Source organism: Streptomyces sp. SM11 (assembly GCF_002910905.1).
Taxonomy (GTDB): Bacteria; Actinomycetota; Actinomycetes; order Streptomycetales; family Streptomycetaceae; genus Streptomyces.
Window position 1 is genome coordinate 1 of sequence record NZ_NEUE01000281.1, and the last position, 24,679, is coordinate 24,679.

At 71.7% G+C, this 24,679-nt stretch carries 24 protein-coding genes and 5 pseudogenes; 16 read left to right on the forward strand and 13 right to left on the reverse strand.

Annotation, left to right across the window (positions count from 1 at the left end):
* Nucleotides 1-12: 12 nt before the first annotated feature.
* The 3 genes from B9S58_RS30845 to B9S58_RS30855 all read left to right on the forward strand — a co-directional run bounded on the left by B9S58_RS30845 (nt 13) and on the right by B9S58_RS30855 (nt 3,285).
* The gene (locus B9S58_RS30845; protein WP_103531570.1) at nt 13-798 is read left to right on the forward strand and encodes an electron transfer flavoprotein subunit beta/FixA family protein; all 786 of its coding nucleotides are present in this window, start codon (nt 13-15) and stop codon (nt 796-798) included.
* Nucleotides 799-861: 63 nt separating this feature from the next.
* Nucleotides 862-1,824, forward strand: coding sequence for an electron transfer flavoprotein subunit alpha/FixB family protein (locus B9S58_RS30850; protein WP_103531571.1), 963 nt, complete (start codon nt 862-864; stop codon nt 1,822-1,824).
* A gap of 162 nt (nt 1,825-1,986) precedes the next feature.
* Nucleotides 1,987-3,285, forward strand: coding sequence for a DUF6986 family protein (locus B9S58_RS30855; RefSeq protein ID WP_103535252.1), 1,299 nt, complete (start codon nt 1,987-1,989; stop codon nt 3,283-3,285).
* 47 nt (nt 3,286-3,332) lie between these two features.
* Here B9S58_RS30855 and B9S58_RS30860 read toward each other — a convergent pair whose 3' ends face one another.
* Together B9S58_RS30860 and B9S58_RS30865 are read right to left on the reverse strand one after the other, a co-directional pair.
* Nucleotides 3,333-3,566, reverse strand: coding sequence for an RICIN domain-containing protein (locus B9S58_RS30860; protein WP_146063587.1), 234 nt, complete (start codon nt 3,564-3,566; stop codon nt 3,333-3,335).
* Nucleotides 3,567-4,932: 1,366 nt separating this feature from the next.
* Complete coding sequence (locus B9S58_RS30865; RefSeq protein ID WP_103535231.1) at nt 4,933-5,493, reverse strand: CGNR zinc finger domain-containing protein; 561 nt, start codon at nt 5,491-5,493, stop codon at nt 4,933-4,935.
* Between the two features lie 101 nt (nt 5,494-5,594).
* Here B9S58_RS30865 and B9S58_RS30870 point away from each other — a divergent pair, with 101 nt between their 5' ends.
* Complete coding sequence (locus B9S58_RS30870) at nt 5,595-6,428, forward strand: alpha/beta fold hydrolase (protein WP_103535232.1); 834 nt, start codon at nt 5,595-5,597, stop codon at nt 6,426-6,428.
* Nucleotides 6,429-6,479: 51 nt separating this feature from the next.
* Here B9S58_RS30870 and B9S58_RS30875 read toward each other — a convergent pair whose 3' ends face one another.
* Nucleotides 6,480-7,508 (reverse strand): LacI family DNA-binding transcriptional regulator, encoded by a 1,029-nt coding sequence (locus B9S58_RS30875; protein ID WP_103535233.1) that lies wholly within the window; start codon nt 7,506-7,508, stop codon nt 6,480-6,482.
* Between the two features lie 209 nt (nt 7,509-7,717).
* Here B9S58_RS30875 and B9S58_RS30880 point away from each other — a divergent pair, with 209 nt between their 5' ends.
* The 4 genes from B9S58_RS30880 (at nt 7,718) to B9S58_RS39645 (ending at nt 10,148) form a co-directional block, all read left to right on the forward strand.
* Complete coding sequence (locus B9S58_RS30880) at nt 7,718-8,647, forward strand: ROK family protein (protein ID WP_103535234.1); 930 nt, start codon at nt 7,718-7,720, stop codon at nt 8,645-8,647.
* A gap of 102 nt (nt 8,648-8,749) precedes the next feature.
* Nucleotides 8,750-8,959: a hypothetical protein gene (locus tag B9S58_RS39640; protein WP_258045145.1), complete on the forward strand. Its 210-nt coding sequence runs from the start codon at nt 8,750-8,752 to the stop codon at nt 8,957-8,959.
* Nucleotides 8,960-9,124: 165 nt separating this feature from the next.
* The gene (locus B9S58_RS30890; RefSeq protein WP_258045146.1) at nt 9,125-9,817 is read left to right on the forward strand and encodes a hypothetical protein; all 693 of its coding nucleotides are present in this window, start codon (nt 9,125-9,127) and stop codon (nt 9,815-9,817) included.
* Complete coding sequence (locus B9S58_RS39645; protein WP_258045147.1) at nt 9,774-10,148, forward strand: helix-turn-helix domain-containing protein; 375 nt, start codon at nt 9,774-9,776, stop codon at nt 10,146-10,148. The genes B9S58_RS30890 and B9S58_RS39645 overlap by 44 nt, the downstream gene beginning before the upstream one ends.
* Before the next feature lie 78 nt (nt 10,149-10,226).
* On the opposite strand, the pseudogene B9S58_RS39650 reads toward B9S58_RS39645, so the two are convergent.
* A pseudogene (locus B9S58_RS39650) lies at nt 10,227-10,692 on the reverse strand (hypothetical protein); the annotation flags it as partial.
* Between the two features lie 97 nt (nt 10,693-10,789).
* On the opposite strand from B9S58_RS39650, the gene B9S58_RS30900 reads away from it, so the two are divergent.
* Nucleotides 10,790-11,098, forward strand: a complete 309-nt coding sequence (locus B9S58_RS30900) for a hypothetical protein (protein WP_103535236.1) — start codon at nt 10,790-10,792, stop codon at nt 11,096-11,098.
* A 2-nt stretch (nt 11,099-11,100) separates the two neighbouring features.
* On the forward strand, nt 11,101-12,138 hold the full coding sequence (locus B9S58_RS30905; protein WP_103535253.1) for an NUDIX hydrolase: 1,038 nt from the start codon (nt 11,101-11,103) through the stop codon (nt 12,136-12,138).
* Nucleotides 12,139-12,197: 59 nt separating this feature from the next.
* Here the strand turns inward: B9S58_RS30905 and B9S58_RS30910 are convergent.
* Together B9S58_RS30910 and B9S58_RS30915 are read right to left on the reverse strand one after the other, a co-directional pair.
* Nucleotides 12,198-12,883: pseudogene (locus tag B9S58_RS30910) on the reverse strand (MBL fold metallo-hydrolase).
* Between the two features lie 123 nt (nt 12,884-13,006).
* On the reverse strand, nt 13,007-14,371 hold the full coding sequence (locus B9S58_RS30915) for a dipeptidase (protein ID WP_103535237.1): 1,365 nt from the start codon (nt 14,369-14,371) through the stop codon (nt 13,007-13,009).
* Between the two features lie 196 nt (nt 14,372-14,567).
* On the opposite strand from B9S58_RS30915, the gene B9S58_RS30920 reads away from it, so the two are divergent.
* Nucleotides 14,568-15,782 carry a geranylgeranyl reductase family protein gene (locus tag B9S58_RS30920; protein WP_103535238.1) on the forward strand — a complete coding sequence of 405 codons (1,215 nt, stop codon included), beginning with the start codon at nt 14,568-14,570 and terminating at the stop codon, nt 15,780-15,782.
* A gap of 119 nt (nt 15,783-15,901) precedes the next feature.
* Here B9S58_RS30920 and B9S58_RS30925 read toward each other — a convergent pair whose 3' ends face one another.
* Nucleotides 15,902-16,357, reverse strand: coding sequence for a nitroreductase/quinone reductase family protein (locus B9S58_RS30925; RefSeq protein ID WP_103535239.1), 456 nt, complete (start codon nt 16,355-16,357; stop codon nt 15,902-15,904).
* A 147-nt stretch (nt 16,358-16,504) separates the two neighbouring features.
* On the opposite strand from B9S58_RS30925, the gene B9S58_RS30930 reads away from it, so the two are divergent.
* Both B9S58_RS30930 and B9S58_RS30935 read left to right on the forward strand, forming a co-directional pair.
* Nucleotides 16,505-17,209 (forward strand): TetR/AcrR family transcriptional regulator, encoded by a 705-nt coding sequence (locus B9S58_RS30930; protein ID WP_103535240.1) that lies wholly within the window; start codon nt 16,505-16,507, stop codon nt 17,207-17,209.
* A gap of 11 nt (nt 17,210-17,220) precedes the next feature.
* Nucleotides 17,221-17,810 (forward strand): annotated as a pseudogene (locus B9S58_RS30935) (response regulator); the annotation flags it as partial.
* Nucleotides 17,811-17,828: 18 nt separating this feature from the next.
* Here B9S58_RS30935 and B9S58_RS30940 read toward each other — a convergent pair.
* Nucleotides 17,829-18,668 (reverse strand): annotated as a pseudogene (locus tag B9S58_RS30940) (MFS transporter); the annotation flags it as partial.
* A 239-nt stretch (nt 18,669-18,907) separates the two neighbouring features.
* Between B9S58_RS30940 and B9S58_RS30945 the strand changes: the two are divergent.
* Nucleotides 18,908-20,122 carry an ROK family protein gene (locus B9S58_RS30945; RefSeq protein ID WP_103535241.1) on the forward strand — a complete coding sequence of 405 codons (1,215 nt, stop codon included), beginning with the start codon at nt 18,908-18,910 and terminating at the stop codon, nt 20,120-20,122.
* 48 nt (nt 20,123-20,170) lie between these two features.
* Here the strand turns inward: B9S58_RS30945 and B9S58_RS30950 are convergent, their stop codons facing one another.
* Nucleotides 20,171-20,752 carry a DUF4865 family protein gene (locus tag B9S58_RS30950; protein ID WP_103535242.1) on the reverse strand — a complete coding sequence of 194 codons (582 nt, stop codon included), beginning with the start codon at nt 20,750-20,752 and terminating at the stop codon, nt 20,171-20,173.
* Between the two features lie 10 nt (nt 20,753-20,762).
* Nucleotides 20,763-21,332: a TetR/AcrR family transcriptional regulator gene (locus tag B9S58_RS30955; protein WP_103535243.1), complete on the reverse strand. Its 570-nt coding sequence runs from the start codon at nt 21,330-21,332 to the stop codon at nt 20,763-20,765.
* A gap of 77 nt (nt 21,333-21,409) precedes the next feature.
* Between B9S58_RS30955 and B9S58_RS38535 the strand changes: the two are divergent.
* Nucleotides 21,410-21,586 (forward strand): annotated as a pseudogene (locus B9S58_RS38535) (SHOCT domain-containing protein); the annotation flags it as partial.
* A gap of 112 nt (nt 21,587-21,698) precedes the next feature.
* On the opposite strand, the gene B9S58_RS30965 reads toward B9S58_RS38535, so the two are convergent.
* Both B9S58_RS30965 and B9S58_RS30970 read right to left on the reverse strand, forming a co-directional pair.
* Nucleotides 21,699-22,217, reverse strand: coding sequence for an ATP-binding protein (locus B9S58_RS30965; protein WP_103535245.1), 519 nt, complete (start codon nt 22,215-22,217; stop codon nt 21,699-21,701).
* A gap of 257 nt (nt 22,218-22,474) precedes the next feature.
* Nucleotides 22,475-22,792: a hypothetical protein gene (locus B9S58_RS30970; RefSeq protein WP_103535246.1), complete on the reverse strand. Its 318-nt coding sequence runs from the start codon at nt 22,790-22,792 to the stop codon at nt 22,475-22,477.
* Nucleotides 22,793-23,025: 233 nt separating this feature from the next.
* On the opposite strand from B9S58_RS30970, the gene B9S58_RS30975 reads away from it, so the two are divergent.
* Nucleotides 23,026-24,159, forward strand: coding sequence for a PLP-dependent cysteine synthase family protein (locus B9S58_RS30975; protein WP_103535247.1), 1,134 nt, complete (start codon nt 23,026-23,028; stop codon nt 24,157-24,159).
* A gap of 21 nt (nt 24,160-24,180) precedes the next feature.
* Here the strand turns inward: B9S58_RS30975 and B9S58_RS30980 are convergent, their stop codons facing one another.
* Complete coding sequence (locus B9S58_RS30980) at nt 24,181-24,660, reverse strand: SRPBCC family protein (RefSeq protein WP_103535248.1); 480 nt, start codon at nt 24,658-24,660, stop codon at nt 24,181-24,183.
* Nucleotides 24,661-24,679 lie beyond the last annotated feature (19 nt).

The window sequence follows — 24,679 nt, forward strand, 5'->3', positions numbered from 1 at the left end:
AGGAGAGCCGGCGTGAGCTTGAGGATCGTTGTCTGTGTGAAGTACGTGCCCGACGCGACCGGTGACCGGCGTTTCGCCGATGACCTGACGCTGGACCGTGAGGATGTCGACGGTCTGTTGTCGGAGCTGGACGAGTACGCGGTCGAGCAGGCGTTGCAGATCGCCGGCGAGGCGGACGATGCGGAGATCACCGTGGTGACGGTGGGTCCGGAGGATGCCAAGGACGCGTTGCGCAAGGCGTTGTCGATGGGTGCGGACAGGGCGGTGCACGTCGAGGACGACGGTCTGCACGGCAGCGATGTGATGGGGACGTCGCTGGTGCTGGCGAAGGCTGTGGAGAAGGCCGGGTATGACCTGGTGGTCTGCGGGATGGCGTCGACGGACGGTGTGATGGGTGTGCTGCCGGCGCTGCTGGCGGAGCGTCTGGGTGTGCCGCAGGTGACGCTGCTGTCCGAGGTCGCGGTGGACGGGGGTGTCGTGACGGGGCGGCGTGACGGTGACACGGCTTCCGAGCAGTTGGAGGCTTCGCTTCCGGCGGTGGTGTCGGTGACCGACCAGTCCGGTGAGGCGCGCTACCCGTCGTTCAAGGGGATCATGGCGGCGAAGAAGAAGCCGGTCGAGTCGCTGGACCTGGACGATCTGGGTCTGGACGCGGACGAGGTGGGTCTGGCGGGTGCGTGGACGGCGGTGGACTCCGCGACGGAGCGCCCGGCGCGTACGGCGGGCACGATCGTGAAGGACGAGGGTGAGGGCGGCCGGCAGCTCGCCGGGTTCCTCGCGGGCCAGAAGTTCATCTAGGTCCCGTGCCGTTCCTCTTCCCTCTCCCTCTCCCTCTCTCTTCTCTTTCTGGAGTGCGTTGTCATGGCTGAAGTTCTTGTTCTGGTCGATCATGTGGACGGTGCGGTCCGTAAGCCCACGCTGGAGCTGCTGACGCTGGCGCGTCGGATCGGTGACCCGGTCGCCGTCGCGCTGGGTGCGGGTGCGGGGGCGACGGCGTCGGTGCTGGGTGAGCACGGTGCGGTGAGGGTCCTGACCTCGGACGCCCCGGAGTTCGCGGAGTACCTGGTGGTCCCGAAGGTCGATGCGCTGCAGGCCGCGTTCGAGGCGGTCTCGCCGGTGGCTGTTCTGGTGGTGTCCTCGGCGGAGGGCAAGGAGATCGCGGCGCGGCTCGCGCTGCGGGCCGGCTCCGGGATCATCACGGACGCCACTGATCTGGAGGCCGGTGAGGAGGGTGTCGTGGCGACGCAGGCGGCGTTCGCCGCCTCGTACGCGACGAGGTCCCGGGTCTCCAGGGGGGTTCCGGTGATCACGGTGAAGCCGAACTCGGCTCCCGTGGAGCCGGCCCCGGCGGCGGGTGCGGTCGAGGCGCTGCCGGTGTCGTTCGGTGCCGCGGCGACGGGTACGAGGGTCACCTCGCGGACGCCGCGTGAGTCGACCGGGCGCCCGGAGCTGACGGAGGCGGCGATCGTGGTCTCGGGTGGCCGTGGGGTCAACGGTGCGGAGAACTTCCCCGTCATCGAGGCGCTCGCGGACAGTCTGGGTGCCGCGGTGGGCGCTTCGCGTGCGGCGGTGGACGCGGGCTGGTACCCGCACACCTCCCAGGTCGGGCAGACGGGCAAGTCGGTCTCCCCGCAGCTGTACATCGCCTCGGGCATCTCCGGTGCGATCCAGCACCGGGCGGGCATGCAGACCTCGAAGACGATCGTCGCGATCAACAAGGACGCCGAGGCCCCGATCTTCGAACTCGTCGACTACGGCGTCGTCGGCGACCTCTTCGCCGTCGTCCCCCAGCTCACCGAGGAGATCAACGCCCGCAAGGGCTGATCCCCGGAGAACAGACCCGCCCCGGGCCGCACGGTGAACCCCACCGTGCGGCCCGGAGCCGTTCAGAGTGACCATTGACGCAGGTCGAGCGGCCTTATAACTTCACTATACGGATTGTTGATTCCGGGAAGCGGAAACGACGAGAGCGTGGAGGGTACGTTCATGGGTCAGCAGGAGAAGGTGGCAACGAGCCTCGCAGGTGCGGTCAGCGAGGAGATCAGTGCCTCCCTCACGGCGGTCGACGCGGAACTCGCCCGCCGCTACCCAGGTGATCCCGGGACCCGCCAGCCCGTGCACACCGTCTACGTACCCGGTGATGTCTTCGAGCCCGGCACGCTGCGCTCCTGGGGCGACCAGGCGCTGGCCGCCCTCGACGAACACGCCCCCGACGCCGCTTCCTTCGCCGCCGTCCTCGGCATCCCCGAAGAACTGGCGGGGCCGGTCCACGACCGCGTACGCGCCAAGCTGGAGCGCGAGCCCGTCGAGGACCTGCGCATCGACTTCGAGGACGGCTACGGCCCACGCCCGGACGCCGAGGAGGACGACGCCGCCGCCCGCTCCGCCCGGCTGGTCTCGGAAGCGTACGCGAACGGCACGGCGGCCCCGTACACGGGCATCCGGATGAAGTGCATGGAGGCCGGTGTACGCGACCGGGGCATCCGCACCACGGACGTCTTCCTCAGCGGTCTGATGGCGGCCGGCGGGCTCCCCGAAGGGCTCGTGCTGACCCTGCCGAAGGTCACGTACCCCGAGCAGGTCACCGCCTTCGTCCAGCTCCTCGAAGCCTTCGAGAAGGCCCACGGCCTGGACGCCGGACGCATCGGCTTCGAGATCCAGATCGAGACCAGCCAGTCGATCCTCGCCGCCGACGGGACCGCCGCCGTCGCCCGCATGATCGACGCGGCGCGGGGCCGGGCGACCGGACTGCACTACGGCACCTTCGACTACAGCGCCTGCGTCGGGGTCAGCGCCGCCTACCAGGCCAGCGACCACCCGGCCGCCGACCACGCCAAGGCCGTCATGCAGGTCGCCGCCGCCGGCACCGGCGTACGCGTCTCCGACGGCTCGACCAACGTCCTGCCCGTCGGCCCGGCCGACCAGGTCCACGAGGCCTGGCGGCTCCACTACGGCCTCACCCGCCGTGCTCTGGCCCGTGCCTACTACCAGGGCTGGGACATGCACCCCGGTCACCTGCCGACGCGCTACGCGGCCGTCTACACCTTCTACCGCGAGGGCCTGGAGCAGGCCGCCGCCCGGCTCGCCGCCTACGTGGCCAAGGCGGGCGGCGACGTCATGGACGAGCCCGCCACCGCCAAGGCCCTCAGCGGCTACCTGCTGCGCGGCATCGACTGCGGCGCGCTGGACACCGCCGAGGTCGCCCGGCTGACCGGCCTGACCCGCGCGGACCTGGACGCCCTCGCCTCGCCGCGCCGGGGAGACCTGACGGTCACCGCTCCGTGAGGTGCGCGCGCCCGGAAGCGACGCGGGGGGCGGCGACCACCGTCGGGTCAGGCGCGGGCGAACTGCTTCCAGGCCTGGGCGCCGGTGCCGTTGCACTCGTGGATCTGCACCCGGACCCCGTTGGCGAAGTCCGCGTAGGGCACGTCCAGGCACGTGCCGGACCGGGGGTTGGCGAAGGCGGCCGGCACATCGGTCGTCGGGGCCGCCGACGCGGTGGCAGGAACGCCAAGGAAGGCGGCCAGGGCCGAGGCCGCCGTGGCCACGAAACGTATGCCTCTCATGCTCACTCCGTCGAAAGATCGAAACATTCGGCTGATGAGGAGAGTGCACATCGTGGAACACTCGTGTGTCTGCTGTGGCGGCGCCCCGTAAGAGTTCCGTCATCACTACGGATCAGCCGCGCAGCGCGGAGGGGCGGAGGCGAACAGGCTCGGACCGCCGTGCCGTTCGAACCCGTGAGCATCACCCGCCCGAGGCGGTACGCGTCGAGGCCCGCCGTACGGCGGCCGGGGCGGTGTGTCCGGGCTGCGGGTGTTTCAAGCCGAATACACGGCTTCTACCCGCGCTTTCCCGTCGATGTGCTCAGCGCGGGACGACGGGTGGTTCTGCGCCTGTGAGTCCGCAGGTTCTTCTGTCTGGACGCTGTACGCGGACGGCGGACGTCCGTAGACCGGATCGATCAGCGGGAACATCGCGCCGGACGCGTCGAACCTGCCTCCCGCGTAGTGCCGCACGGGTGAGCTCACCTTGCAGACCTCCGATGTCTGGCCGGGGACTCGGAACAGGCGCCCCGGAGCGTGCGGGTATTTTGCGCACGTCAAGCAATGCCAAACCAATACTTAACAGCGCGCTTCATATATCGATCTGGGTATGTTTGGTGTCTCACCCGCCGGAAAAACCCACACCCGGAAGGAGCCCGCTCCCGATGGATCTGCCGACGGCCGTCTGAAGTTCCGGTCTCTGACCCTGCTCGTCGCGACCCGCACCCTCCGCGAGCCGGAGAAGATCGCCGACCTGCCGCACTTCGTCCGTCGTGCTGCTCTACGTCCGTGTGCCGCTCTTCTTCCGTGTGCCGTGCGGCATGCGGACGACCTCCTGCGGCGAGGCGCTGGTTGCGGTGTTGCAGGAGATCGGTCGCGCGAAGTCCTCGAACCTGAGCTGCTCCGGAACCGCGTGGCGCGGTTCCGGGCGGGCCGCCAGGGTTGTCAGAGTCTCCTCTCAAGCTTGGGGTTCGGCTACCGACCCCACCGGTCAGCCATTCGTCCCGTCAGATCGCTATCGTCCGGCGCGAGTTGGCCGGGGCAGTTGTCGAAGGGGCTGGTGATGTGCCGGCAGCGGCAGGGAATCCGGGCGCGTTCCCTCTTGGCGGAGAAGAACCCCGCAGGGCCTTGATGCTCCGCAGGTCGCCGATGAACCGCGAGCCGGCCGATGCGGGCCGTCGCGCCGTGGCGCCGACACGCGCGACGTGATTGGCAGAGTCACCGGGCAAGGACGGCTCGGACATCTCTCCACTGTGTGCGACCTTGGCCTCGAACTCCCAAGAGATGCCCCGCTGCTCGACGTGTGCGCGGCACGGAGCGTGTACCGGAACCGCTACCCGTGAACAAGACCACGCACCAACAGCCCCGGACTGCCCTCGTCCGGAAGTCAGGCCGGTCCTCGGGCGTCCCGGCGTGCGGCCGCGCCGCCACGGGCGCGGTAGGCGCGCATCTTGTGCCGTGCGCCGCACACGTCCATGTCGCACCAGAGGCCGTTCGACGAAGGAGCCCGGTCGTAGAAGATCCAGCGGCACTCCGGGGCCGCACAGGCCTTGAGGCGGGTGGCGTGGCGTCCGGTCAGGCCGTGGGCCAGGAGGGCTTCGAGCACCGGGCGGACCACCTCCGCCATCGCCCCGCCGGAGGCCGGCCGCAGGGTGAGTGTGCCGTCGGGGCGCACGGCCGGAGCGCCCGCGACCGCGCTGATGAGCCGGTTGAGAGCGTCGACCGCCTCCGGTGAGGTCCGCTCGACCAGAAAGGCACGCACGGTCTCCCTCGCCTCCGCGAGCGACGCCAGCTCCCCGGGATCGATCGGCGCCGGGAAGCCGTGGGCGCCGAGCCATCGGGCCGCCGTCTCCGGCCGGGCGAGGTCGTCCTCGTCGTGGAGGTGGGTGGCCGTGTTGCAGAACTCCTCGACGAGTTCGAGCTCCGCGGGTGCAGGGTTCCGTCGCATGATCACCACCTTATCAAGGTTACCGACACATTGCCTTTGCTGGTAACGTCGGAAATCCGGCGGAGGTTCACCCCTCCCACCCGCACAGCAGGAGGCACCCCATGGACGGGAATCTGACCAGGACGTTCGAGACTCCGGACGGGGCGGTGCGCTGGGACGCGCTGGGGGTGGGGGAGCCGGTGGTCCTGCTGCACGGCACCCCGTTCTCCTCGCTCATCTGGCACGACATCGCCCCGGCGCTCGCCCGCGTCCACCGCGTCCACCTCTGGGACCTGCTCGGGTTCGGACAGTCGGAACAGCGCGACGGTCAGGACGTCGGCCCGGCGGCGCAGGCGAAGGTGTTCACCCGGCTCCTGGAGCACTGGGGGCTGGAGTGCCCGCGCGTGATTGCCCACGACATCGGCGGGGCCGTGGCGCTGCGGGCGCTGCTCCTGGAGGGTGCGCGGTTCGCGGATCTCACCCTGGTGGACGCGGTGGCCTGCGGGGACTGGGGGACCGGGTTCTTCCGGCTCGTCAGGGAGAACGCCCATGTCTTCGAGCAGCTCCCCGGTTACGCCCACGAGGCGCTGGTCGAGAGCCATCTGCGCCACGCCACCCACACCGGCTACCGGCCGGAGGTACTGGCCGCCCATGTCGATCCGTGGCGCGGCGAGCGTGGCCGGGCCGCGTACTACCGTCAGTACCGGCAGGCCGAGCAGGCCGCGACCGACGAGTTCGCGCACCTGCTGGGGACCGTACCGGTGCCGACCCGGATCATCTGGGGGCGCGAGGACCGATTCCTGCCGGCCCCCTTCGCCGAGCAGTTGCACACGCTGATCCCGCACTCCGAACTGCACTGGATCGAGGGCGCGGGCCACACGGTGCAGGAGGACGCCCCCGCGCGACTGCTGGCCCTGCTGACCCGGGAGTTCCGGCCGGTCGGCGCCGGATCCTGAAGAGGGCCGGGGCTCGTGGGCGGACGGCGACCACGGACGGCCCGACGGGCCTCAGGCGGGGGACAGTTCGCCCGAACCGCGCGGAATCAGCGTCGTCGGCAGTTCGACCCGTGCCGTGGGGTGGTCCGCCCCGTCGAGGCGGCGGAAGAGGTGTTCGGCGGCGGTCCTGCCGACCGCCGCCGCGTCCTGCGAGATCACGGTGATGCCGAGCAGATCGGCCAGCTCGATGTCGTCGAAACCCACCAGCGCCACCGACCGTTCCCGCTCCGCGATCACCCGGACCGCCGTCACCGTCACCCGGTTGTTGCCCGCGAACAGGGCGGTGACCGGTTCGGGGCCGGCGAGCATCCCCTCGGCGGCCGCCCGCACCCGCTCCGGTTCGGTGGAGCCGAGGGAGACCCAGCCGTCCTCGACGGTGATGCCCGCATCCCGCATGGCGGCGTGGTAACCGTGCAGCCGCTCGGTGGCCGTGTGGATCCGCGGCTGGTCGCCGATGAAACCGATCCGGCGGTGACCGTGCGCGATGAGGTGCGCCACGCCCTCCCTGGCCCCGCCGAAGCTGTCGGAGAGCACCATGTCGACGTCCACATGCCCGGCGGGGCGGTCCACGAAGACCGTCGCGATGCCCGCCTTGATCTCCGGCTCCAGATAACGGTGGTCGTCCCCCGCCGGGATCACGATCAGGCCGTCCACGCGGCGGGCGCACAGCGCCAGCACCAACTCCTGCTCCCGCTCCGGATCCTCGGCGCTGGAACCGTTGATCAGCAGCGCCCCGTGCGCGCGGGCGACCTCCTCCACCGCACGGCTCAGCGGGCCGTAGAACGGGTCCGCCAGATCCTCCAGGACCAGTCCGATGGATGCCGTACGGCCCTTGCGCAGCACACGGGCGCTGTCGTTGCGGCGGAAGCCGAGGGCGTCGATCGCCTCCTGCACGCGGCGCTCGGTGTCGGGCGTCACGCCGGGCTCGCTGTTCACCACCCGGGAGACCGTCTTCAGGCCGACTCCGGCACGGGCCGCCACATCCTTCATGGTCGGCCGGTTGCCGTAGCGGGTCTCGGAATGGCGGGCGGTCCGGTCCACGTGCGCTGTCCTGTCGTCGGATACGGGCGGGGGCTGCGGTGCTCCGGCCGGTGCCCAGTGGGGCCGTGTGCGGGCGCCGCGGGGGTGATCGGAGGCTGTGGCGTCGAGCATAGGCCCTGGACAACGTTGTCAACGGATTGGAGACTGTGCAGACTGTGGACGGGAACCCGCAGGTCCCGTCCCTTCACCGATCCGGAGAGCCCACACTGATGCATACCGACCTCGTCGCCGCGCTCGACATCGGCGGCACCAAGATCGCCGGAGCGTTGGTGGACGGCGACGGCTCCCTCCTCGTACGGGCGCAGCGGCCGACGCCCGCCCAGGAGGGCGCCGAGGCGGTCATGGGGGCCGTGGACGAGGTGCTGGGCGAGCTGATGGCCTCCCCGCTGTGGGACCGCGCCGGTTCCATGGGCATCGGCAGCGCCGGCCCGGTGGATGCCGCCGCCGGCACGGTCAGCCCGGTCAACGTTCCCGGCTGGCGGGACTTTCCACTGGTGGAGCGGGTGCACAAGGCTGCGGGCGGGCTGTCGGTCGTGCTGGTCGGCGACGGGGTCGCGATGACGGCCGCCGAGCACTGGCTCGGTGCGGCCGGGGGTTATGACAACGCGCTCTGCCTCGTCGTGTCGACGGGCGTCGGCGGCGGCCTCGTCCTAGGCGGCACCCTGCGGCCCGGCCCCTCGGGCAACGCCGGGCACATCGGCCACATCAGCGTCGACCTGGACGGCGCCCCGTGCCCCTGCGGCGCGCGCGGCTGTGTCGAAGGCATCGCCAGCGGTCCCAACATCGCCCGCCGTGCCCTGGAGAACGGCTGGCGGCCCGGCCCGGACGGCGACGCGACGGCCGCCGCGGTGGCCGTCGCCGCCCGCGCCGGGGACCCGGTCGCCATCGCCTCCTACGAGCGCGCGGCCCAGGCCCTGGCGGCCGGCATCGCCGCCACCGCCACCCTGGCGGACCTCGACATCGCGGTGGTCGGCGGGGGTGTGGCCGGGGCCGGTGACGTGCTCTTCGTACCGTTGCGCCGGAGCCTGCGCGAGTACGCCACGCTCTCCTACCTCCGGCGGCTGACCGTGGCACCCGCCGTGATGGGCACCGACGCGGGTCTGGTCGGTGCCGCGGCCGCGGCGATCGCGCTGCGCTAGTGCCGGATCAGGGAACGTTTGCCTTGTTGTGGCACGTCGTCCGGGTGCTGTGTCGGTCGGCGCGTGTCCGTCACCCCGTCCGGGTGGGCAGAACGAGTACGCGTGCGTGAGACCGATGTCGATGAGGGCCGGCGGTTGCTGCGGATCATCCGCAGGGGGACCGGGCCGGTGGTGACCTGGCGGCGGGCCCAGATGGTGCTGCTGTCCGCGCAGGGCATGCCGGTGGCGAAGATCCGCTGTCGTACTCGGCCCGGGACCCGGATGGAGACTGCGCTACCGCTGAGCGACCGCGCCGGCTGCGAGAACTGGTGACCGCCGTGCAGGCAACCCTTGCCGGCGTCGCAGGGGACGTCACTTCCTCGGCGCCCGCGGAGGTTCCGGCGATCGTCACAGTCGGCGAGAGCAACGGGTACGGCACGGAGGCGGCCGAGACCGCGCACGCCGGAAGGTCAGAACAGGCTGTGGAGGCGGTGAGGTGTGGCCCGCCCCGGCTCCGCGGCTGTCGACGTCTCCGCGCCCGGCGCCACCGGCCGCAAGCGTGCCTTTCAGGGCGCGCCCCTGCCGGAGGTACTGCGCGTCTACCGGCTGAGCTTCGCCTACTTCTGGGAAGAGCTCCGCACCGAGGCACAGCGGAGCGGACAGGGCGCCACCCAGGCCCTCCTCGCGGCGGCCGGTCGCATCTGGTCACTCGCGGACGTCTACTCGACGGCACTCACGGACTCCTACCGGGAGGCCGTCGCCGAACGGATGACGGAGACGGACCGCAGGCGCTCGGCGCTCGTCGCCGCTCTGGTCGACGGGCCGACGACGGGCAGCGACACCCTCTGGGAGATGGCGCGCGTCCTCGGCTTCCCCTTTCAGGGCGACTTCGTCGTGCTGATGGCGGAGGCGGCCACGACGGCCGAACCACCCCTGAGCGGTCTCGACGCCAAGCTGCGCCCACTCGGCGTCAGTTCTGCGTGGCGAGCTCAGCCCGGGCACGACATAGCGGTGCTCACTCTTCCCCGGCCGAGGAGTACGGCCCCGGTGCTCGACGCCGTGCGCGCGTGTGTCACCGGACGGGTCGGCGCCAGTCCCGTGTACCGGCGATCGTACGCCGCGGGCGCTCAGGTACGCCCAGGTGGCCATGGAGTCGCTGGCGCCGGCGACTCCGGCGATCCGTCAGCTTGAGGACACTCCGCTGACCGAGCTCGTGATGAACAACCTCGACACCACTCGCCGGGCCGTCAACCGGGTGCTGGGCAGCATGCTGTCACTGCCCGAGGACGGGCGCACCACGCTCCTGACCACTGCCCGCGCGTGGCTCCAGGCACACGGTTCCGCGGCCATGGCCGCGCGGACACTGCACTGCCACCAGAACACCGTCCGATACCGCATGCACCGCCTGGAGGAACACCTCAGGGGACCGCTGACTGCCCCCAGAGTCGTCGCGGAACTGTCGCTCGCGCTCGATGCCGTAGGAACGTTCCCGTCGTTGTTGCAACTCCCGGTACATCCCTGATCCGGCATCGTGGCTCGTGCGTGGTGCTCGGTCGCGAGCTGCTCGCGGGCTTCGTTGGACGGTCGGAGGGGGTCGGCCCGGCTGGGGCACCATCCGGTGCAGGCCCTTGCGGTCGTAGTACCGGGTCATGAGGAAGCCGAACACGAGAGCGACGGCGATTCCGACGCCGATCATGATCCGCCCCCGGGCGATTCCGGCATCGGCGCGGGCGTCGAAGTACAGGATCGCTCGGACCCCGGAGACGAGTTGGTGCATCGGCTCGAAGCCGGCGGGAGTGCCAGGGGCCGAACTCCGAGTCCGCGTAACCGAGGGCGGTGTCGACGGAGTTGTGAACGATGTTGCCGCCCAGGAACCCGGTCAGCACCAGCGGCGGCACGTAGTAGAAGGCGCTCAGCCCGAGCCCGCTGTGCTTGCCGATCGGGTGGCCCACGTGGGTGTCGCCAGCGACCGGATCGGTGAGCAGCAGACCCGTGGCAGCGGGCGCCCCGGTGAGTTCCGGCGAGGACGACAGTTGTCTGCCGATGGCCGAAGAGGCCTCGTGCGCCGTCAAGGTACCCCGGGATGGTCAGTGGAGGATCTGCCGCCGGGCGGCCACGGCCGCTCCGAGATCCACCGGATCAGGGTCGCCACCGGTCAGTAACTTGCTCTTCCCCGTCGCCTGCCTGGTGGTCCAGATGAAGCGCCGCCGCACCGACCGCAAGGCCGGCAAGGTCACCATCGCCACCGTCTGTGCGGTCACCAGCCGGCATGAGCTGCCCGGTGTGGAGGGTACGTACAGCGAGGTGACGATCGCGATGGAAGAGCGGATCGTTGGGTATCTCCAGGGAGTCTGGGAGAAGGAGGTGGTGGGAGCCGGGCTGTGGACACCCTCATTTCCCACACCTCTCCCAGACGAACCGGCGCAACCCACTACGCCGCTGGCCAGCGGCCTTCCCACTCTGGAGTACTAGTGATTGTCGTCTGGATCAACGGTGCGTTCAGTGCGGGCAAGACCAGCGCCGCGGGTGAACTGATCGATCTGATCCCGAACAGCACGCTGTACGACCCGGAGATCACCGGCGCGGGGCTGCGCGCTCTGCTGCCGCAGAAGAGGCTCGCCGAGGTCAGCGACTTCCAGGACCTGCCGATCTGGCGGCGGCTCGTGGTGGACACGGCGTCGGCGCTGCTCGCCGAGGTGCCCGGGGTGCTGGTGGTGCCGATGACCCTGCTGCGACAGGAGTACCGCGACGAGATCTTCGGAGGGCTCGCCTCCCGGCGCATCCCCGTCCGCCATGTGGTGCTCTCACCTGAGGAAACGATCCTGCGCAGCCGGATCGCGGGCCGCGAGGAGTTTCCCGGCGACGACGAACAGAACGAGCGGGTGCGCCGGTGGGCGTACGAGCACATCGGCCCGTACCGCGACGCCCTCGGCTGGATCACCGAGGACGCCCACATGGTCGACAACAGCGCCCTCACACCCCGTGAGACCGCCGAGCGGATCGCGGACGCCGTGCGCACCGGGAGCGCCGCGCCGTGCCCGATCGTCCAGAGCCCGGAGCCGACCGCCGAGACGGTGGCCGCCGGGGTGCTGCTCTTCGACGAACAGGACCGGGTGCTGCTCGTCGACCCCACGTACAAACCGGGGTGGGAGTTCCCCGGCGGGGTCGTGGAGGCGGGCGAGGCCCCCGCGCAGGCCGGGATCCGTGAGGTCGCCGAGGAGATAGGCCTCCGCCTCGACCGGGTCCCCACCCTGCTGCTCGTCGACTGGGAGTCGCCCTGCCCGCCCGGCTACGGCGGGCTGCGCTTCCTCTTCGACGGCGGCCTGTTGCGCTCCGAGGACGCCGGCCGGCTGCTGCTCCCCGGCTCCGAGCTGCGCGGCTGGCGCTTCGTCACCGAGGAGGAGGCCGCGGGGATGCTGCCGCCCACCCGATACGAGCGGCTGCGCTGGGCCCTGCGGGCGCGCGAGCGGTCGACGGTGCTCAACCTGGAGGCGGGGGTGCCGGTGGGCTGAGCGGCCCGCCCCGGCCTCGGCCGGGCGGGCTTGAACGGCAGGCATCCACGCGACCGCCCTCACACGCCGTTCGCCGCCGCTTCCATCACCGCGGCCGCGTTCTCGGTGAGCGGGTCGCCGTGACCGACGCAGACGGTACGGGGCGCGAGCGCGGCCAGTCGCCGGAACGTGGCCGCAGCCTCGGCGCGGTCCACGTTGAACACGTCGAGCATCCCCCGCTCCACGGATGCGACGGTGTCCCCGGTGAACAGCACGCCGTGGCGCGGCAGATGGAGGGCGATGGAGCCCCTGTGTGACCGGGGGCGTGGACCACCCGCGCGCCGTCCCCGAACGGCAGCACCTCACCGCCGGTCACCTCGCGGTCCACCCGGGTGGGCGGGGCGTCGGGGCACGTCAGCCCGTGTTCCCACAGCGGCAGTTCCCAGTCCAGCAGGTCCGGCTCCGGTACGGGGCGCTCGCCCCGTACCACCGGGGCGTCCAGCGCGTGGGCGATGATCTCGGCGCCGTGCCGGTCCGCCAGCTCCTGCGCGGCCCCGTAGTGGTCGCGGTGGCCGTGGGTGATGACGATGCGCCGGATCCCGGCCGGGTCGAGGCCGAGCGTGCGGATCGCGTCCTCGATCGCGGCGGCCGAATCGATGTCACCCGCGTCGATCAGGGTCAGATCCGCCCCGTCGCGCCAGAGATAGGCCTGACCGATCCGGAAGCGGAACATGTGCAACTGGGGGAGTACCTCGACGAGATCCATGCGGCGAACGTACGCAGCGGTGGACGTCCGCCGCACGGGTCTACGCTGCGGGCGACTTCGCCGAGGGCGTGGAGCGCGTCCGGGGCGCGCTCCATGCCCTCCCCGAGGGGCGGACGCAGGAGGTCAGACCTTTTTCGACTCCGCGTAGTTCCGCAGGAACAGCGCCTCGGCGACCGACATCCGCTCCAGCTCCTCGGGCGACACGCTCTCGTTCACCGCGTGGATCTGCGCCTCGGGCTCGCTCAGCCCGATCAGCAGGATCTCCGCCTCCGGGTAGAGACCCGCGAGCGTGTTGCACAGCGGGATGGAGCCGCCCATCCCGGAGGACTGCATCTCCTGGCCCGGGTAGGCGTCCCGCATCGCGTCCGCCATCGCCGTGTACGCCGGGCTGGTCATGTCCGCGCGGAACGGCTGGCCCTGGCCCACCTGTTCCACCCGCACCCGCGCACCCCACGGCGCACGGGACTCCAGGTGGGCGGTGAGCAGCTTCGTCGCCTCGGCGGCGTCCTGGCCCGGCGGCACCCGCAGGCTGATCTGCGCCCGCGCGCTCGCCTGCACGGACGGGGTCGCGCCGACCACCGGCGGGCAGTCGATGCCGATGACGGTGACGGCGGGGCGGGCCCAGATCCGGTCCGCGACCGTGCCGGTGCCGATCAGCTCCACCCCGTCCAGCACCTTGGCGTCCTGCCGGAACTCCGCCTCCGGGTACTGGAGGCCGTCCCAGTCGGCGTCGCCGGTCAGACCGTCGACCGTGGTCGTCCCGTCCTCGGCGCGCAGCGAGGCCAGCAGCTGGATCATCGCGGCCAGCGCGTCCGGGGCCGCGCCGCCGAACTGCCCCGAGTGCAGGTTTCCCTCAAGGGTGTCCAGCCGCACGCGCAGCATCGTCATCCCGCGCAGCGTCGCCGTGACCGTCGGCAGACCGGCCCGGAAGTTCCCGGTGTCGCCGATGACGATCGTGTCGGCCGCCAGCAGCTCCGGGTGCGCCTCCGCGTACCGCTCCAGACCACCGGTGCCCTGCTCCTCGGAGCCCTCGGCGATCACCTTCACCGAGACCGGGACACCGCCGTTCGCCTTGAGGGCGCGCAGCGCGAGCAGGTGCATGATGAACCCGCCCTTGCAGTCGGCCGCGCCCCGGCCGAACCAGCGCCCGTCGCGCTCGGTAAGCTCGAACGGCGGGGAGATCCACGCCGACTCGTCCAGCGGCGGCTGCACGTCGTAGTGCGCGTAGAGCAGCACGGTCGGCGCACCGGCCGGCCCGGGCAGGAACCCGTAGACGGACTGCGTGCCGTCGGGAGTGTCCAGCAGGGCGACGTCCGTGAACTCCTCGGCGCGCAGCGCGTCCGCGACCCAGTTCGCAGCCGCTTCGCACTCGCTCCTCGGGAACACCGCGGGGTCCGCCACCGACTGGAACGCCACCAGCTCGGCCAGCTCCCCCCGGGCGCGGGGCATCAACGAGGTGACGGTCTCGGAAATCGGACGGGCGGTCATGGGCACGCTCCTCGTGGGTGCGACGTTATGGGTAGGGCGCGGTGTGTACGCGACCCGTGTGCGACGCCGTTGATGCGGCGACGCATGTACGACGAAATCATGGCCGATCCTCCCACAGGAGGGCTTGGCCGGAACGCGCCGTAGGATGCCGTGAGCAGCTTGGGGCCACTGGTCGGATCAGGAGCAGAAGCACATCGTGAGCAGCGAGAACGCAGACGCCGGACGTGAGCCGGAAGAGTCGTCCGTGTGGGATGTCGTCGTGGTCGGCGCCGGACCGGCCGGCGCATCGGCGGCGTACGCGGCAGCCGTGGCGGGCCGAAGAGTCCTGCTGCTGGAGAAAGCGGAACTGCCGCGCTACAAGACCTGCGGCGGGGGAATCATCGGGTTCTCGCGGGACTCCCTGCCGCCCGGGTTCGAACTGCCCCTGAAGGACCGCGTCCACGCGGTCACCTTCTCGCTCAACGGCAAGCTGTCGCGCACCCGCCGCTCCCGGCGCATGCTCTTCGGGCTCATCAACCGCCCGGAGTTCGACGCCGGGCTGGTGGAGGAGGCGCAGAAGGCCGGGGCGGAGCTGCGCACCGGGGCGTCGGTGGTGCGGGTCGAGCAGCACGGTCCCGCCGTGCCCGACCGGCGGACGGTCGCCGTGGTGCTGGCCGGTGGCGAGACGGTGCTCGCGCGGGCGGTCGTCGGCGCGGACGGCAGTGCGGGCCGGATAGGAGCCCATGTCGGGGTGAAGCTCGACCAGGTCGACCTCGGCCTGGAGGCGGAGATCCCGGTTCCGGCCACCGTCGCGGAGGACTGGGCGGGCCGGGTACTCATCGACTGGGGCCCGATGCCGGGAAGTTACGGCTGGGTCTTCCCCAAGGGGGACACCCTCACCGTGGGCGTCATCTCGGCGCGCGGCGACGGCGCGGGCACCAAGCGGTATCTGGAGGACTTCATCGCCCGCCTCGGCCTCGCCGGGTTCGAGCCGGTCGTCTCCTCGGGGCACCTGACCCGCTGCCGCAGCGACGACTCGCCGCTCTCCCGCGGTCGGGTCGTGGTCTGCGGGGACGCGGCCGGTCTGCTGGAGCCGTGGACCCGCGAGGGCATCTCCTTCGCGCTGCGATCGGGCCGGCTCGCGGGGGAGTGGGCGGTCAGGATCGCCGAGTCGTACGACGCGGTGGACGCCCGCCGTCAGGCCCTCAACTACGCCTTCGCCGTCAAGGCCGGTCTCGGCGTGGAGATGGGCGTCGGCCGCCGCATGCTCAAGCTGTTCGAACGCCGCCCGGGAGTGCTGCACGCGGTGCTGACCGGCTTCCGTCCGGCGTGGAAGGCGTTCGCCGGGATCACCCGGGGGACGACGTCGCTGGCCGAACTGGTCCGTACACACCCGCTGGCGCAGCGCGCGCTGTCCGCGATGGACCGCTAGAAGACTGATGTTCGGATCATGCCGGGCTCGCGGGGTCCGCACCTCACGACTGCGTTTCCCGGGATGCCGTTCCCGTCCGGCCGGACGGGAACGGCATCCCGGGTCCGTGCCGCGCACGGTCAGTCGGCGTCCGTGATGCGGAAGACCGGGTGGTCCGGGCAGGCCGCCAGCAGTTCGGCGTCCGTGGACTTCGCCGTGACCCCCTGGAAATACTGGTTGACCTCCCAGCCCCACCGCTCCAGATAGGTGCGGATGATCCGGGCCTTCTCCGCGTCGTCGGCGATCTCCACGGCGGTGAACCGGCTGACCCTGCGTCCCAGCCGCAGTTCCCCGCCGCCCGCCACGCGCATGTTGCGCACCCACTGCGAGTGGCCCCGGGCCGAGACGATGTACCGCTCGCCCTCGAAGGTGTGGGCGTTGACCGGGACGCGCTGCATCTGCCCGCTCCTGCGCCCGCGCACCGACATCTCGGCGGAGCCCATCAGGCTGATGCCGTACCGGGCCAGCCGGCCGACGACCTTGTTGAGGCGGTTGGCGGAGGCGCTCGCCCGGAGGTAGTACGTCTGCTGCGACATGGTGACTCCCACGGTATTGGGAGAGCGGCGCTCTCGCGTGAGATCAGTGTGCACGGAAGGGGTACTCGAAAGCAAGAGCACTGCTCTCGTGATTGTCTCCCGCTCTTGTTCCTGGTCGGTGCTCCTTGTGCGTGGCAGACTGATCGCATGAGCACCATCCGAGGCGCCAGGGAACGCGCCCGCATCGAAGTGACCGCGGCCATCAAGGACGCGGCCAGGAAGCAGCTCGCGGAGGAGGGCGCGGCGAAGCTCTCGCTGCGGGCCGTGGCCCGCGAGCTGGGCATGGTCTCCTCCGCGCTCTACCGCTACTTCCCCAGCCGTGACGACCTGCTCACCGCACTGATCGTCGACGCGTTCGACGCGATCGGCGAGGTCGCGGAAGGTGCGGCCAGGAAGGGGGCGGGGACTGTTCCGCCCGTCGATCGTTGGGTCGCCGTTGCCTGTGCCGTACGGCAATGGGGGCTCGCCCACCCCCATGAGTACGCCCTGATCCATGGCTCGCCCGTCCCCGGTTACATCGCCCCGATGGACACGGTGGGGCCCGCCTCACGGGTGGGCCTGGTCTTCATCGACATCGTCCGGGCCGCGTTCCGGGCCGACAGCCTTACCGTGCCCCCCCTCGCCCCGGAGCTGCGCTCCGACGCGGAGCGGATGGCCACCGAGTTCGCCCCGGGCGTGCCTCCGGCAGCCGTGGCGGCCCTGGTCGCCGCCTGGGCCCAGCTGTTCGGTCTGATCTCCTTCGAGCTGTTCGGCCAGTTCAACCGGGTCGTCGAGGCGCGCGAGCCGCTCTTCCGACAGGCCGCGGAGGGGCTGGCCCGCTCGGTCGGCCTGACCGGCGTCCGGACCGGCTGACCGCAGGCGATCAGCCGGACATCGAGGTCGCCGGGGAGGCCGTCGACGGTCAGGATGCGGTCCGTCCGGTGCGCGAACTGCGCCCCGACATCGTGCTGATGGACATCCGCATGCTTCGCCTGGACGGACTGGCCGCCACCCGGCGGATCACCGGCGCCCCGGGCCTGGACGAGGTGAAGGCGGTCATGCTCACCACCTGCGAAACTCGACGAGTGCGTCTTCGATGCCATCCGCAACGAGGCCTCGGGCTTCCTGGTCAAGGGCACCGAGCCGGAGGAACTGCTGCGCGCGGTGCGGGCGGTGGTCGGCGGGGACGCGCTGCTCCCACCGGGCGTGACGCGCCGGCTGATCGCGGGGTTCGCGGCCTGCTCCAAGGAGCCGACGGCCGCCGACTCGCTCGCCCGGCTCGCCGAACGGGAGCGGGAGGTGATGGCGCTGGTCGGCATCGGCCTGTCGAACGAGGAGATCGCCCGCAGACTGGTCGTCAGCCCGCTCACCGCGAAGACCCATGCCAGCCGCACGATGCTCGGAGCTCGGAGCCCGCGACCGGGCCCGACCCGTCGTCCTCGCCTACGAGTCCGGGCTGGTACGGCCCGGCTGGGCCAAGGGCCTTTCGTTCCGAACCCAGCATCATCCCGGCCGAGGCCGTGGCCCCGCCGAGGACCAGGGTGCGGGTCTGACCGAGCCGCTCCAGGAGTATGGTCCCGCTCAGCCGGCCCGCCGTCATCGTCAGGGCGAACAGCGCGTATCCGGCGGCGGCGAGCCCGGGGTGCGCGTCCAGGTCCTGTTCCAGGTGCAGTGCGCCCCAGTCTGCGAGGGCCCCTTCCCCGTACGCCGTGCACAGGGCGATCACACCGAAGAGCACGACGATCCGGCGGGCCCGGGGCGGCAGCCGCCGCTTCGGCTGCCGCGGGCCGGGAGTCTCCGGAGCGGCGGGGGCCGGGCGGTGGCGCAGCAGGGAGGGTCCGGCGAATGCGGTGACGAGCAGGCCGATCCCGGCCAGCAGGAAGAGGTGGGTGGAGGCGGCCAGGCCCCCCGCGACCAGTCCGCCGAGTCCGGCGCCGACCATGCCGCCCAGGCTGAACGCCGCGTGGAAGCTTGGCATCACGGGCCGGCGCAGTTCGGCGACCAGGTCGACGGCGGCGCTGTTCATCGCCACGTTCATCCCGCCGTACGCCGCACCGAACACCAGCAGCACGAGCCCGAGGGAGAGCGCCGAGTGGGTCTGGGCGGGCAGGGCGATGCTCAGGGGGAGCAGGACGCCGCAGGCCACGGTGACGGCGTGGCTGCCGTAGCGGTGGCAGAGTCGGCCGGTGAGCATCATGGTGATCACCGCACCGGCGGAGACGCCGAGCAGGGCGAGGCCGAGGGTGGAGGCCGAGGCGCCGGTCTGCTGCTTGATGGCCGGGATGCGGACCACCCAGCCGGCGAAGAGAAACCCGTCGAGGGCGAAGAACACGGTCAGCGCGGTACGGAGGCGGGCCGATGCGGGTGGGGCGGTGTCTCCGCCAGGTCCCCCCGGTAGGGCCGTCCGCAGTTTGTTTAGTAGCGGCACAAACTCGGCATAGAGGCGCTCCGGAGACGGACGCAACATCGCTGCACACCGGACGTCCCAGGGGTCCGGCCGTGGCCGGAACGGGATCCCCGGCCCGGCCCTGGGCGTCCGGGACGCCTGCGGATCATGGGAGACTCGCCCCCATGAACGGCAAGGCGACCACCACCCGGACGAAGTTGGAGAGGGGCCGCAGTGCGCTCGGGCCCGCACTGGAACTGGTCCACACCGGACGCGCCCCCACCCGGGCCGTGCTCACCTCCGAACTCGGCGTCACCCGCGCCACCGCCGGGGCGGTCGCCGCGGAGCTGGAGGCGCTCGGGCTGATCCGGGTCGACTCCAGCCCCCGGTCGGCGGCCGGGTCCCAGGGCCGGCCCTCGCACCGGCTGTCCGTCCTGGAGACCGGTCCCGTCGCCCTCGCCGCCCAGGTGCACGCCGACGGCTTCCGGGCCGCGCTCGTGGGGCTCGGAGGCAGGATCGTCGCGACAGCGCCGGGCTGCGTCGCGGTGATGGCCGACCCCGCACAGGTGCTAGGCGAGGTCGTGGAGGCGGGGGCGGAGCTGCTGCGCGCGAGCGGGCTGCGCTGCGTCGGGGCCGGGCTCGCGGTGCCGTCGGCGGTCGCCGAGCCGGAGGGGACCGCCCTCAACCCGCTGCACATCGCCTGGCCCGCGGGCTCGCCGGTCCGGGACATCTTCGCCGCCTGCGTACGCGAAGCGGGCCTCACCGGACCCGCGTTCACCGGCAACGACGTCAACCTCACCGCGCTGGCCGAGCACCGGCACGGCGCGGGCCGCGGCGCCCAGCACCTCCTGTGCGTGGCCACCGGCCACCGGGGCGTCGGCGGGGCACTCGTGCTCGACGGCCGCCTGCACAGCGGGAGTTCGGGCCTCGCCCTGGAGGTGGGCCATCTCACCGTGAACCCCGAGGGGCGGCCCTGTCACTGCGGCGGGCGCGGCTGTCTCGACGTGGAGACCGACCCGCTGGCCTTCCTCACCACCGCCCGCCGCGAACCGGGCCCCGAGGAGTCCCTCCTCAAGCAGGCCGGGAACCTGCTCCGCGCGGAGCACGGCGACCCCGCCGTGCGGCACGCCGCCGAAGCGCTGATCGACCGGCTGGGCCTCGGGCTCGCCGGGCTGGTCAACATCCTCAATCCCGACCGCATCATCCTCGGCGGGCTCCATCGGGACCTGCTGGAGGCGGACCCGGAACGGCTCCGCGCCGTCGTCGCCGACCGGAGCCTGTGGGGGCGCAGCGGCAGTGTGCCGATCCTGTCGTGCACCCTGGCGCACAACAGTCTGGTGGGCGCCGCCGAACTGGCCTGGCAGCCGGTCCTCGACGACCCCCTCGCAGCCCTGGCCTGAATGCCGCGCCGGCCCGAAGCCCGATCGGCCCCGCCACCTAGGTGCCGTTCACCACTGCCGCCCGCGCTGCAGCCGGCCGGCCTCCGGTGCCGACAGGTGCAGCACCTCGTAGATCTCGCCCGCCGTCCCGGGCTCCGGCCGCTCCCACAGGGTGAAGTGCACCAGCTCCCACCGGCGCGGATCGACCGCCAGCGCGGTGGCGACCACCCCGGGCAGGGCGGCGATCCGGAGCGTCTCCTCCAGGGCCGCTCCTACGGCATCGGCGGGCCGCGCGTCGGCGGGCACCGGGCGCCGCAGCCGGACGGCCGCGCGGGGGAGCGCGCCGGACGACGGTCCCTCCTCGTAGGCCAGGCCTGTCCAGTGCTGGACCTCCGGGCGGCCGAAGTCGTCGGCCAGGCCCTGGAATCCGGCGCCCCACAGGAAGGCGTTCATCCCCTCGGGGGAGTTCCACAGGTAGAACGGGGCGTACTGGTTCACCGGGGAGCCCGCCCCGCGCTCCCGGACCAGATAGGCCTTGAGGCCGAGCCCGGGGAAGCCGTCGAGGAGGTGTCCCTTGGCCGCGACCCGGGTGCGGATGATCCCCATGTCGTAATCGGCGGGCAGCGTGATCTCGTACTGCATGGCGTGCACGTGGTGCTCCTCAGATCTGGTTGGTGCGGGCGGCGAGCAGCGACAACAGGCCTTCCACGGCGCTGTCGAAGGCGGCGGCCGAGCCCGAGGCGCGGGCCAGCGCATAGCCGCCCTGCGCTGTGGCGACGACGGCCGCCGCGACGGGCCCGGGGTCGGTCCCCGCAGTGAACTCGCCCGTGTCGACGCCCTCCTGGACGATCGCTGCGATCCGGCCGCGCAGCCAGTCCAGCGTGGCGTCCACCGGTGCGCGCAACGCGTCGTCGGCGACGACGTCCGGGTCCATCGTCAGCCGCCCCACCGGGCAGCCGCGCAGCACGTCGCGCTCGCGCAGCAGGTACGCCGCGATCCGCTCGTACGCGCTCCCGGGGCCGTCCAGCAGCCGCCCCGCGGTCCGGCGCATCTCCTCGGCGGTACGGGTGATGGCGGCGAGCGCCAGCCCGGGCTTCCCGCTGAAGTGGTGGTACATGCTGCCCTGGCCGGCGCCGGCCCGCTGCTGAATGGCCTTGGGGCTGGTGCCCACATAGCCGCGCTCCCACAGGAGCTCCTGCGTGGCCTCGATCAGCCGGTCCGGGGCACTCATGAAACGGATTGTACATACCAGTAGGTACAGAAGGGGAGGGGCGTGTACCCCGGCTGCTCCCGCCGGAGTACGCACACGGCCGCCGGGGCCCGTGGAATGCCGCCCGCACTCCGCGGGGCGGCACCGGCGAGTCCTCGCCGATCGCTTTGCTCGGCCGCCGCTTCGCCGCAGGCGAGATCGACGAGGACGAGTACTGGCGCCGACTGTCCGTGCTGGACGAACAGTTCGGCCGGGCCGCGGGCGGCGGCAAGGCGCTACCCCGGCCGGAACGGAGGGCGGCGGAGCGGTCTCGTACCGCTCCGCCGCCCTCCGCCGGCCTCCGCCGCCCTCCGTTCCGTTCCGGCCCGCCCTGCCTCGCCCCGCCCGTCAGCCGACGACGGCCGACCGGCCGGGCGCGGCCACGATGTCGTCGGGGGTGATGGTCACCGCTCCGAACGGCCCGTCGGTCATCGACCCGTACACCGCGAGCGGTGGCAGGGTCGAGGCGCCGGAGGCCGCGGGCAGGGTGAACCAGACGGACTTCCCGGCCGAGCCGATCGGCCGCACACCCCAGCTCTCGCTGACGGCGGCGATCAGAGCCAGGCCGCGGCCCGACGTGGCGAACGAGTCCGGCTCGTTCACCGTGGGCAGGCGCGGGTCGTGGTCGTGGACGGAGACCGTCAGACGGTCGAGCAGCAGCTCGATGTCGACGGTGCATGACTTGTCCGGCTGTGCGTGCCGGTGAACGTTGGTGAGAAGCTCGGTGACGCCCAGTGCCGCCTGGTCGATCAGAGGATCGAGATGCCAGTAGCGCAGTTGCGCCGAGATGATTCTGCGGACCTGACCGATCCGCGACGGCAGGGCCTGGAGCTCCACCGTGCAGTGCCTGCTTGGCTCGCTGATCACGGCTGCGACTCCCCGAAATAGGTCCGGAAGAAGAGAAGAGACACGAACGGAGCCGGCGGACGACTGACTGCCGAATCCGCTCTGCTCTTGTCGTGTCTGCTCGTGTCGCGCGACCCGGTCCGTGGAGCGGATCGCTCTGTCACCGAGGGTGCACCTTCAGTGACGTGGATCCAGCGTGGCTCAGGGGATGCGGCTCCGCAACTCGCGGCGGAGCCCGGCGGCCCGGAAACCGGCCCGCCGGGCTCCGTGCCGGTCGGTCAGTTCCGGCGGCCGCGCGCGCTGCGCAGCGTCTCCAGGAAACGCCGCAGGGGGGCCGCCCCGTCGCGTCTGCGGCTGCGCTGCCCCATCGTCAACCGGTAGCGCACCCCGTTCACCCGGGCGATGACGGAATCCGCCGCGATGAACCACCACTTGCGTGCGCTGACCGTGCCCACCGGGGCGCTGTCGATCTCCCGCCCGTTGCTCGTGAGCAGGGACAGCCGGCCGTCCTTGACGACCACCTGACCAGCCCTGGTCAGCGATCTGGTGAAGCGCTCGATCCTGACCCCCGACGCACTGAACTCGACGTCCGCCATCGCGGATCCGCCCCCCTTCGTCACCACTCCTGCTGTGCAGTGTGCCCCGGGTCGGGCCGGATCGCCAGAGGGCCCGGAGCCTTGTTGCGCGGCTGCCCGCACCGCTCGCGACAGCCGCCCCCGCAGGGTCGGTCAAAGGCAGCGCTATGGACCATCAAAGTGACCGTTTGTGCAGGTGGGGTGCATATCGTGGAGGCACGAGCACCGGATCGACGACCAACAGGAGCAGGCCCATGGACACCAGTGAGCACGCACACGGGCACGGGGCCACGGCGACCATGGACGTCGACCGCAGCGACCCGGAGTACCGGGCCTGGCTGAAGGAGGCCGTCCGCAAGGTCCAGGCCGACGCGAACCGCTCCGCCGACACCCACCTGCTGCGCTTCCCGCTGCCCGAGGCGTGGGGCATCGACCTGTACCTCAAGGACGAGTCGACGCACCCCACCGGCAGCCTCAAGCACCGCCTCGCCCGCTCGCTCTTCCTGTACGGGCTCTGCAACGGCTGGATCCGGCCTGGCAAGCCGGTCATCGAGGCGTCCAGCGGTTCGACCGCCGTGTCGGAGGCGTACTTCGCCAAGCTGATCGGCGTCCCGTTCATCGCCGTGATGCCGCGCACCACCAGCCCCGAGAAGTGCCGCCTGATCGAATTCCACGGCGGCCGGTGCCACTTCGTCGAGGACTCGCGCACGATGTACGAACAGTCCGCGGCCCTCGCCGCCGAGACCGGCGGGCACTACATGGACCAGTTCACCTACGCGGAGCGCGCCACCGACTGGCGCGGCAACAACAACATCGCGGAGTCGATCTACCAGCAGCTGCGTCTGGAGCGCTACCCGGAACCCGCCTGGATCGTCGCGACCGCCGGGACCGGCGGCACCTCGGCTACCATCGCCCGCTACGTCCACTACCTCCAGCACGACACCCGTATCTGCGTGCCCGACCCGGAGAACTCCTGCTTCTTCGACGGCTGGACCCGCAACGACCCGCTCGCCACCAGCGACTGCGGCTCGCGCATCGAGGGCATCGGCCGCCCGCGCATGGAGCCCAGCTTCGTGCCCGGCGCCATCGACCGCATGATGAAGGTGCCCGACGCCGCCAGCGTCGCCGCTGTCCGCGCCCTGGACCGCGCCATCGGCCGCAAGGCGGGTGGCTCCACCGGCACCGGCCTGTGGAGCGCGTTCAAGCTGATCGCCGAGATGGTGGAGCGAGGTGAGCGGGGCAGCGTCGTCACGCTGCTGTGCGACCCGGGTGACCGCTACCTGGACAAGTACTACTCCGACTCGTGGCTGGAGGAACAGGGCCTGGACATCGCCCCCTACACCGCCGCCATCGACGCGTTCCTCACGACCGGGACCTGGCCCTGCTGAGGCCGGGTTCCGGCACGTCGCTCAGGGCGTCGTTGTCGCCAGTCGCGCGTCCAGGCGGCGCACGGCGTCCCGGAAGGACCGGCCCACCCCCGCCCGCCCCAGACTCAGCACCAGGCGGAACAGCCCCGTCCCATCGGCGGCGAAGGTCCACTGCACCCGGGTCCCGGACCCCTCCGGGGTGAGTCGCCACTCCTCCAACAGGGCCCGCAGGCCCGGTGCGTTGGACTCGTCGGCCCGGTAGGCGTAGTACGAGTCCGGTTCGGCGGCCATGATCGTCTCGCGGAACCGGACCCCGCCCCGCAGCCGCACCTCACGTCCCGCGCCCGCATCGGTGGGCGTGGCCCGGGTGACGGCGGTGAACCAGGACGGCCAGGACGCGACATCCTCGGCGAGCGCGCGGTACACCACGTCGACTGGCGCGGACACCTCGGCGGCGAACACCAGACGTATCGGCGCGGAGTCGGCGAACTCCCGTTCCACGGTACGGAGTCGGCGTGCCATCTCGTGCGCCTCCCGGCGG

What these genes read in the sequence shown, in the direction of transcription:
- B9S58_RS30850 (WP_103531571.1), top strand. Translation starts at nt 862, where the DNA reads ATGGCTGAAGTTCTTGTTCTGGTCGATCATGTGGACGGTGCGGTCCGT.
- B9S58_RS30855 (WP_103535252.1), top strand. Translation starts at nt 1,987, where the DNA reads ATGGGTCAGCAGGAGAAGGTGGCAACGAGCCTCGCAGGTGCGGTCAGC.
- B9S58_RS30860 (WP_146063587.1), bottom strand. Translation starts at nt 3,566, where the DNA reads ATGAGAGGCATACGTTTCGTGGCCACGGCGGCCTCGGCCCTGGCCGCC.
- B9S58_RS30865 (WP_103535231.1), bottom strand. Translation starts at nt 5,493, where the DNA reads ATGCGACGGAACCCTGCACCCGCGGAGCTCGAACTCGTCGAGGAGTTC.
- B9S58_RS30870 (WP_103535232.1), top strand. Translation starts at nt 5,595, where the DNA reads ATGGACGGGAATCTGACCAGGACGTTCGAGACTCCGGACGGGGCGGTG.
- B9S58_RS30880 (WP_103535234.1), top strand. Translation starts at nt 7,718, where the DNA reads ATGCATACCGACCTCGTCGCCGCGCTCGACATCGGCGGCACCAAGATC.
- B9S58_RS39645 (WP_258045147.1), top strand. Translation starts at nt 9,774, where the DNA reads ATGGAGTCGCTGGCGCCGGCGACTCCGGCGATCCGTCAGCTTGAGGAC.
- B9S58_RS30915 (WP_103535237.1), bottom strand. Translation starts at nt 14,371, where the DNA reads ATGACCGCCCGTCCGATTTCCGAGACCGTCACCTCGTTGATGCCCCGC.
- B9S58_RS30925 (WP_103535239.1), bottom strand. Translation starts at nt 16,357, where the DNA reads ATGTCGCAGCAGACGTACTACCTCCGGGCGAGCGCCTCCGCCAACCGC.
- B9S58_RS30930 (WP_103535240.1), top strand. Translation starts at nt 16,505, where the DNA reads ATGAGCACCATCCGAGGCGCCAGGGAACGCGCCCGCATCGAAGTGACC.
- B9S58_RS30945 (WP_103535241.1), top strand. Translation starts at nt 18,908, where the DNA reads ATGAACGGCAAGGCGACCACCACCCGGACGAAGTTGGAGAGGGGCCGC.
- B9S58_RS30955 (WP_103535243.1), bottom strand. Translation starts at nt 21,332, where the DNA reads ATGAGTGCCCCGGACCGGCTGATCGAGGCCACGCAGGAGCTCCTGTGG.
- B9S58_RS30970 (WP_103535246.1), bottom strand. Translation starts at nt 22,792, where the DNA reads ATGGCGGACGTCGAGTTCAGTGCGTCGGGGGTCAGGATCGAGCGCTTC.
- B9S58_RS30975 (WP_103535247.1), top strand. Translation starts at nt 23,026, where the DNA reads ATGGACACCAGTGAGCACGCACACGGGCACGGGGCCACGGCGACCATG.
- B9S58_RS30980 (WP_103535248.1), bottom strand. Translation starts at nt 24,660, where the DNA reads ATGGCACGCCGACTCCGTACCGTGGAACGGGAGTTCGCCGACTCCGCG.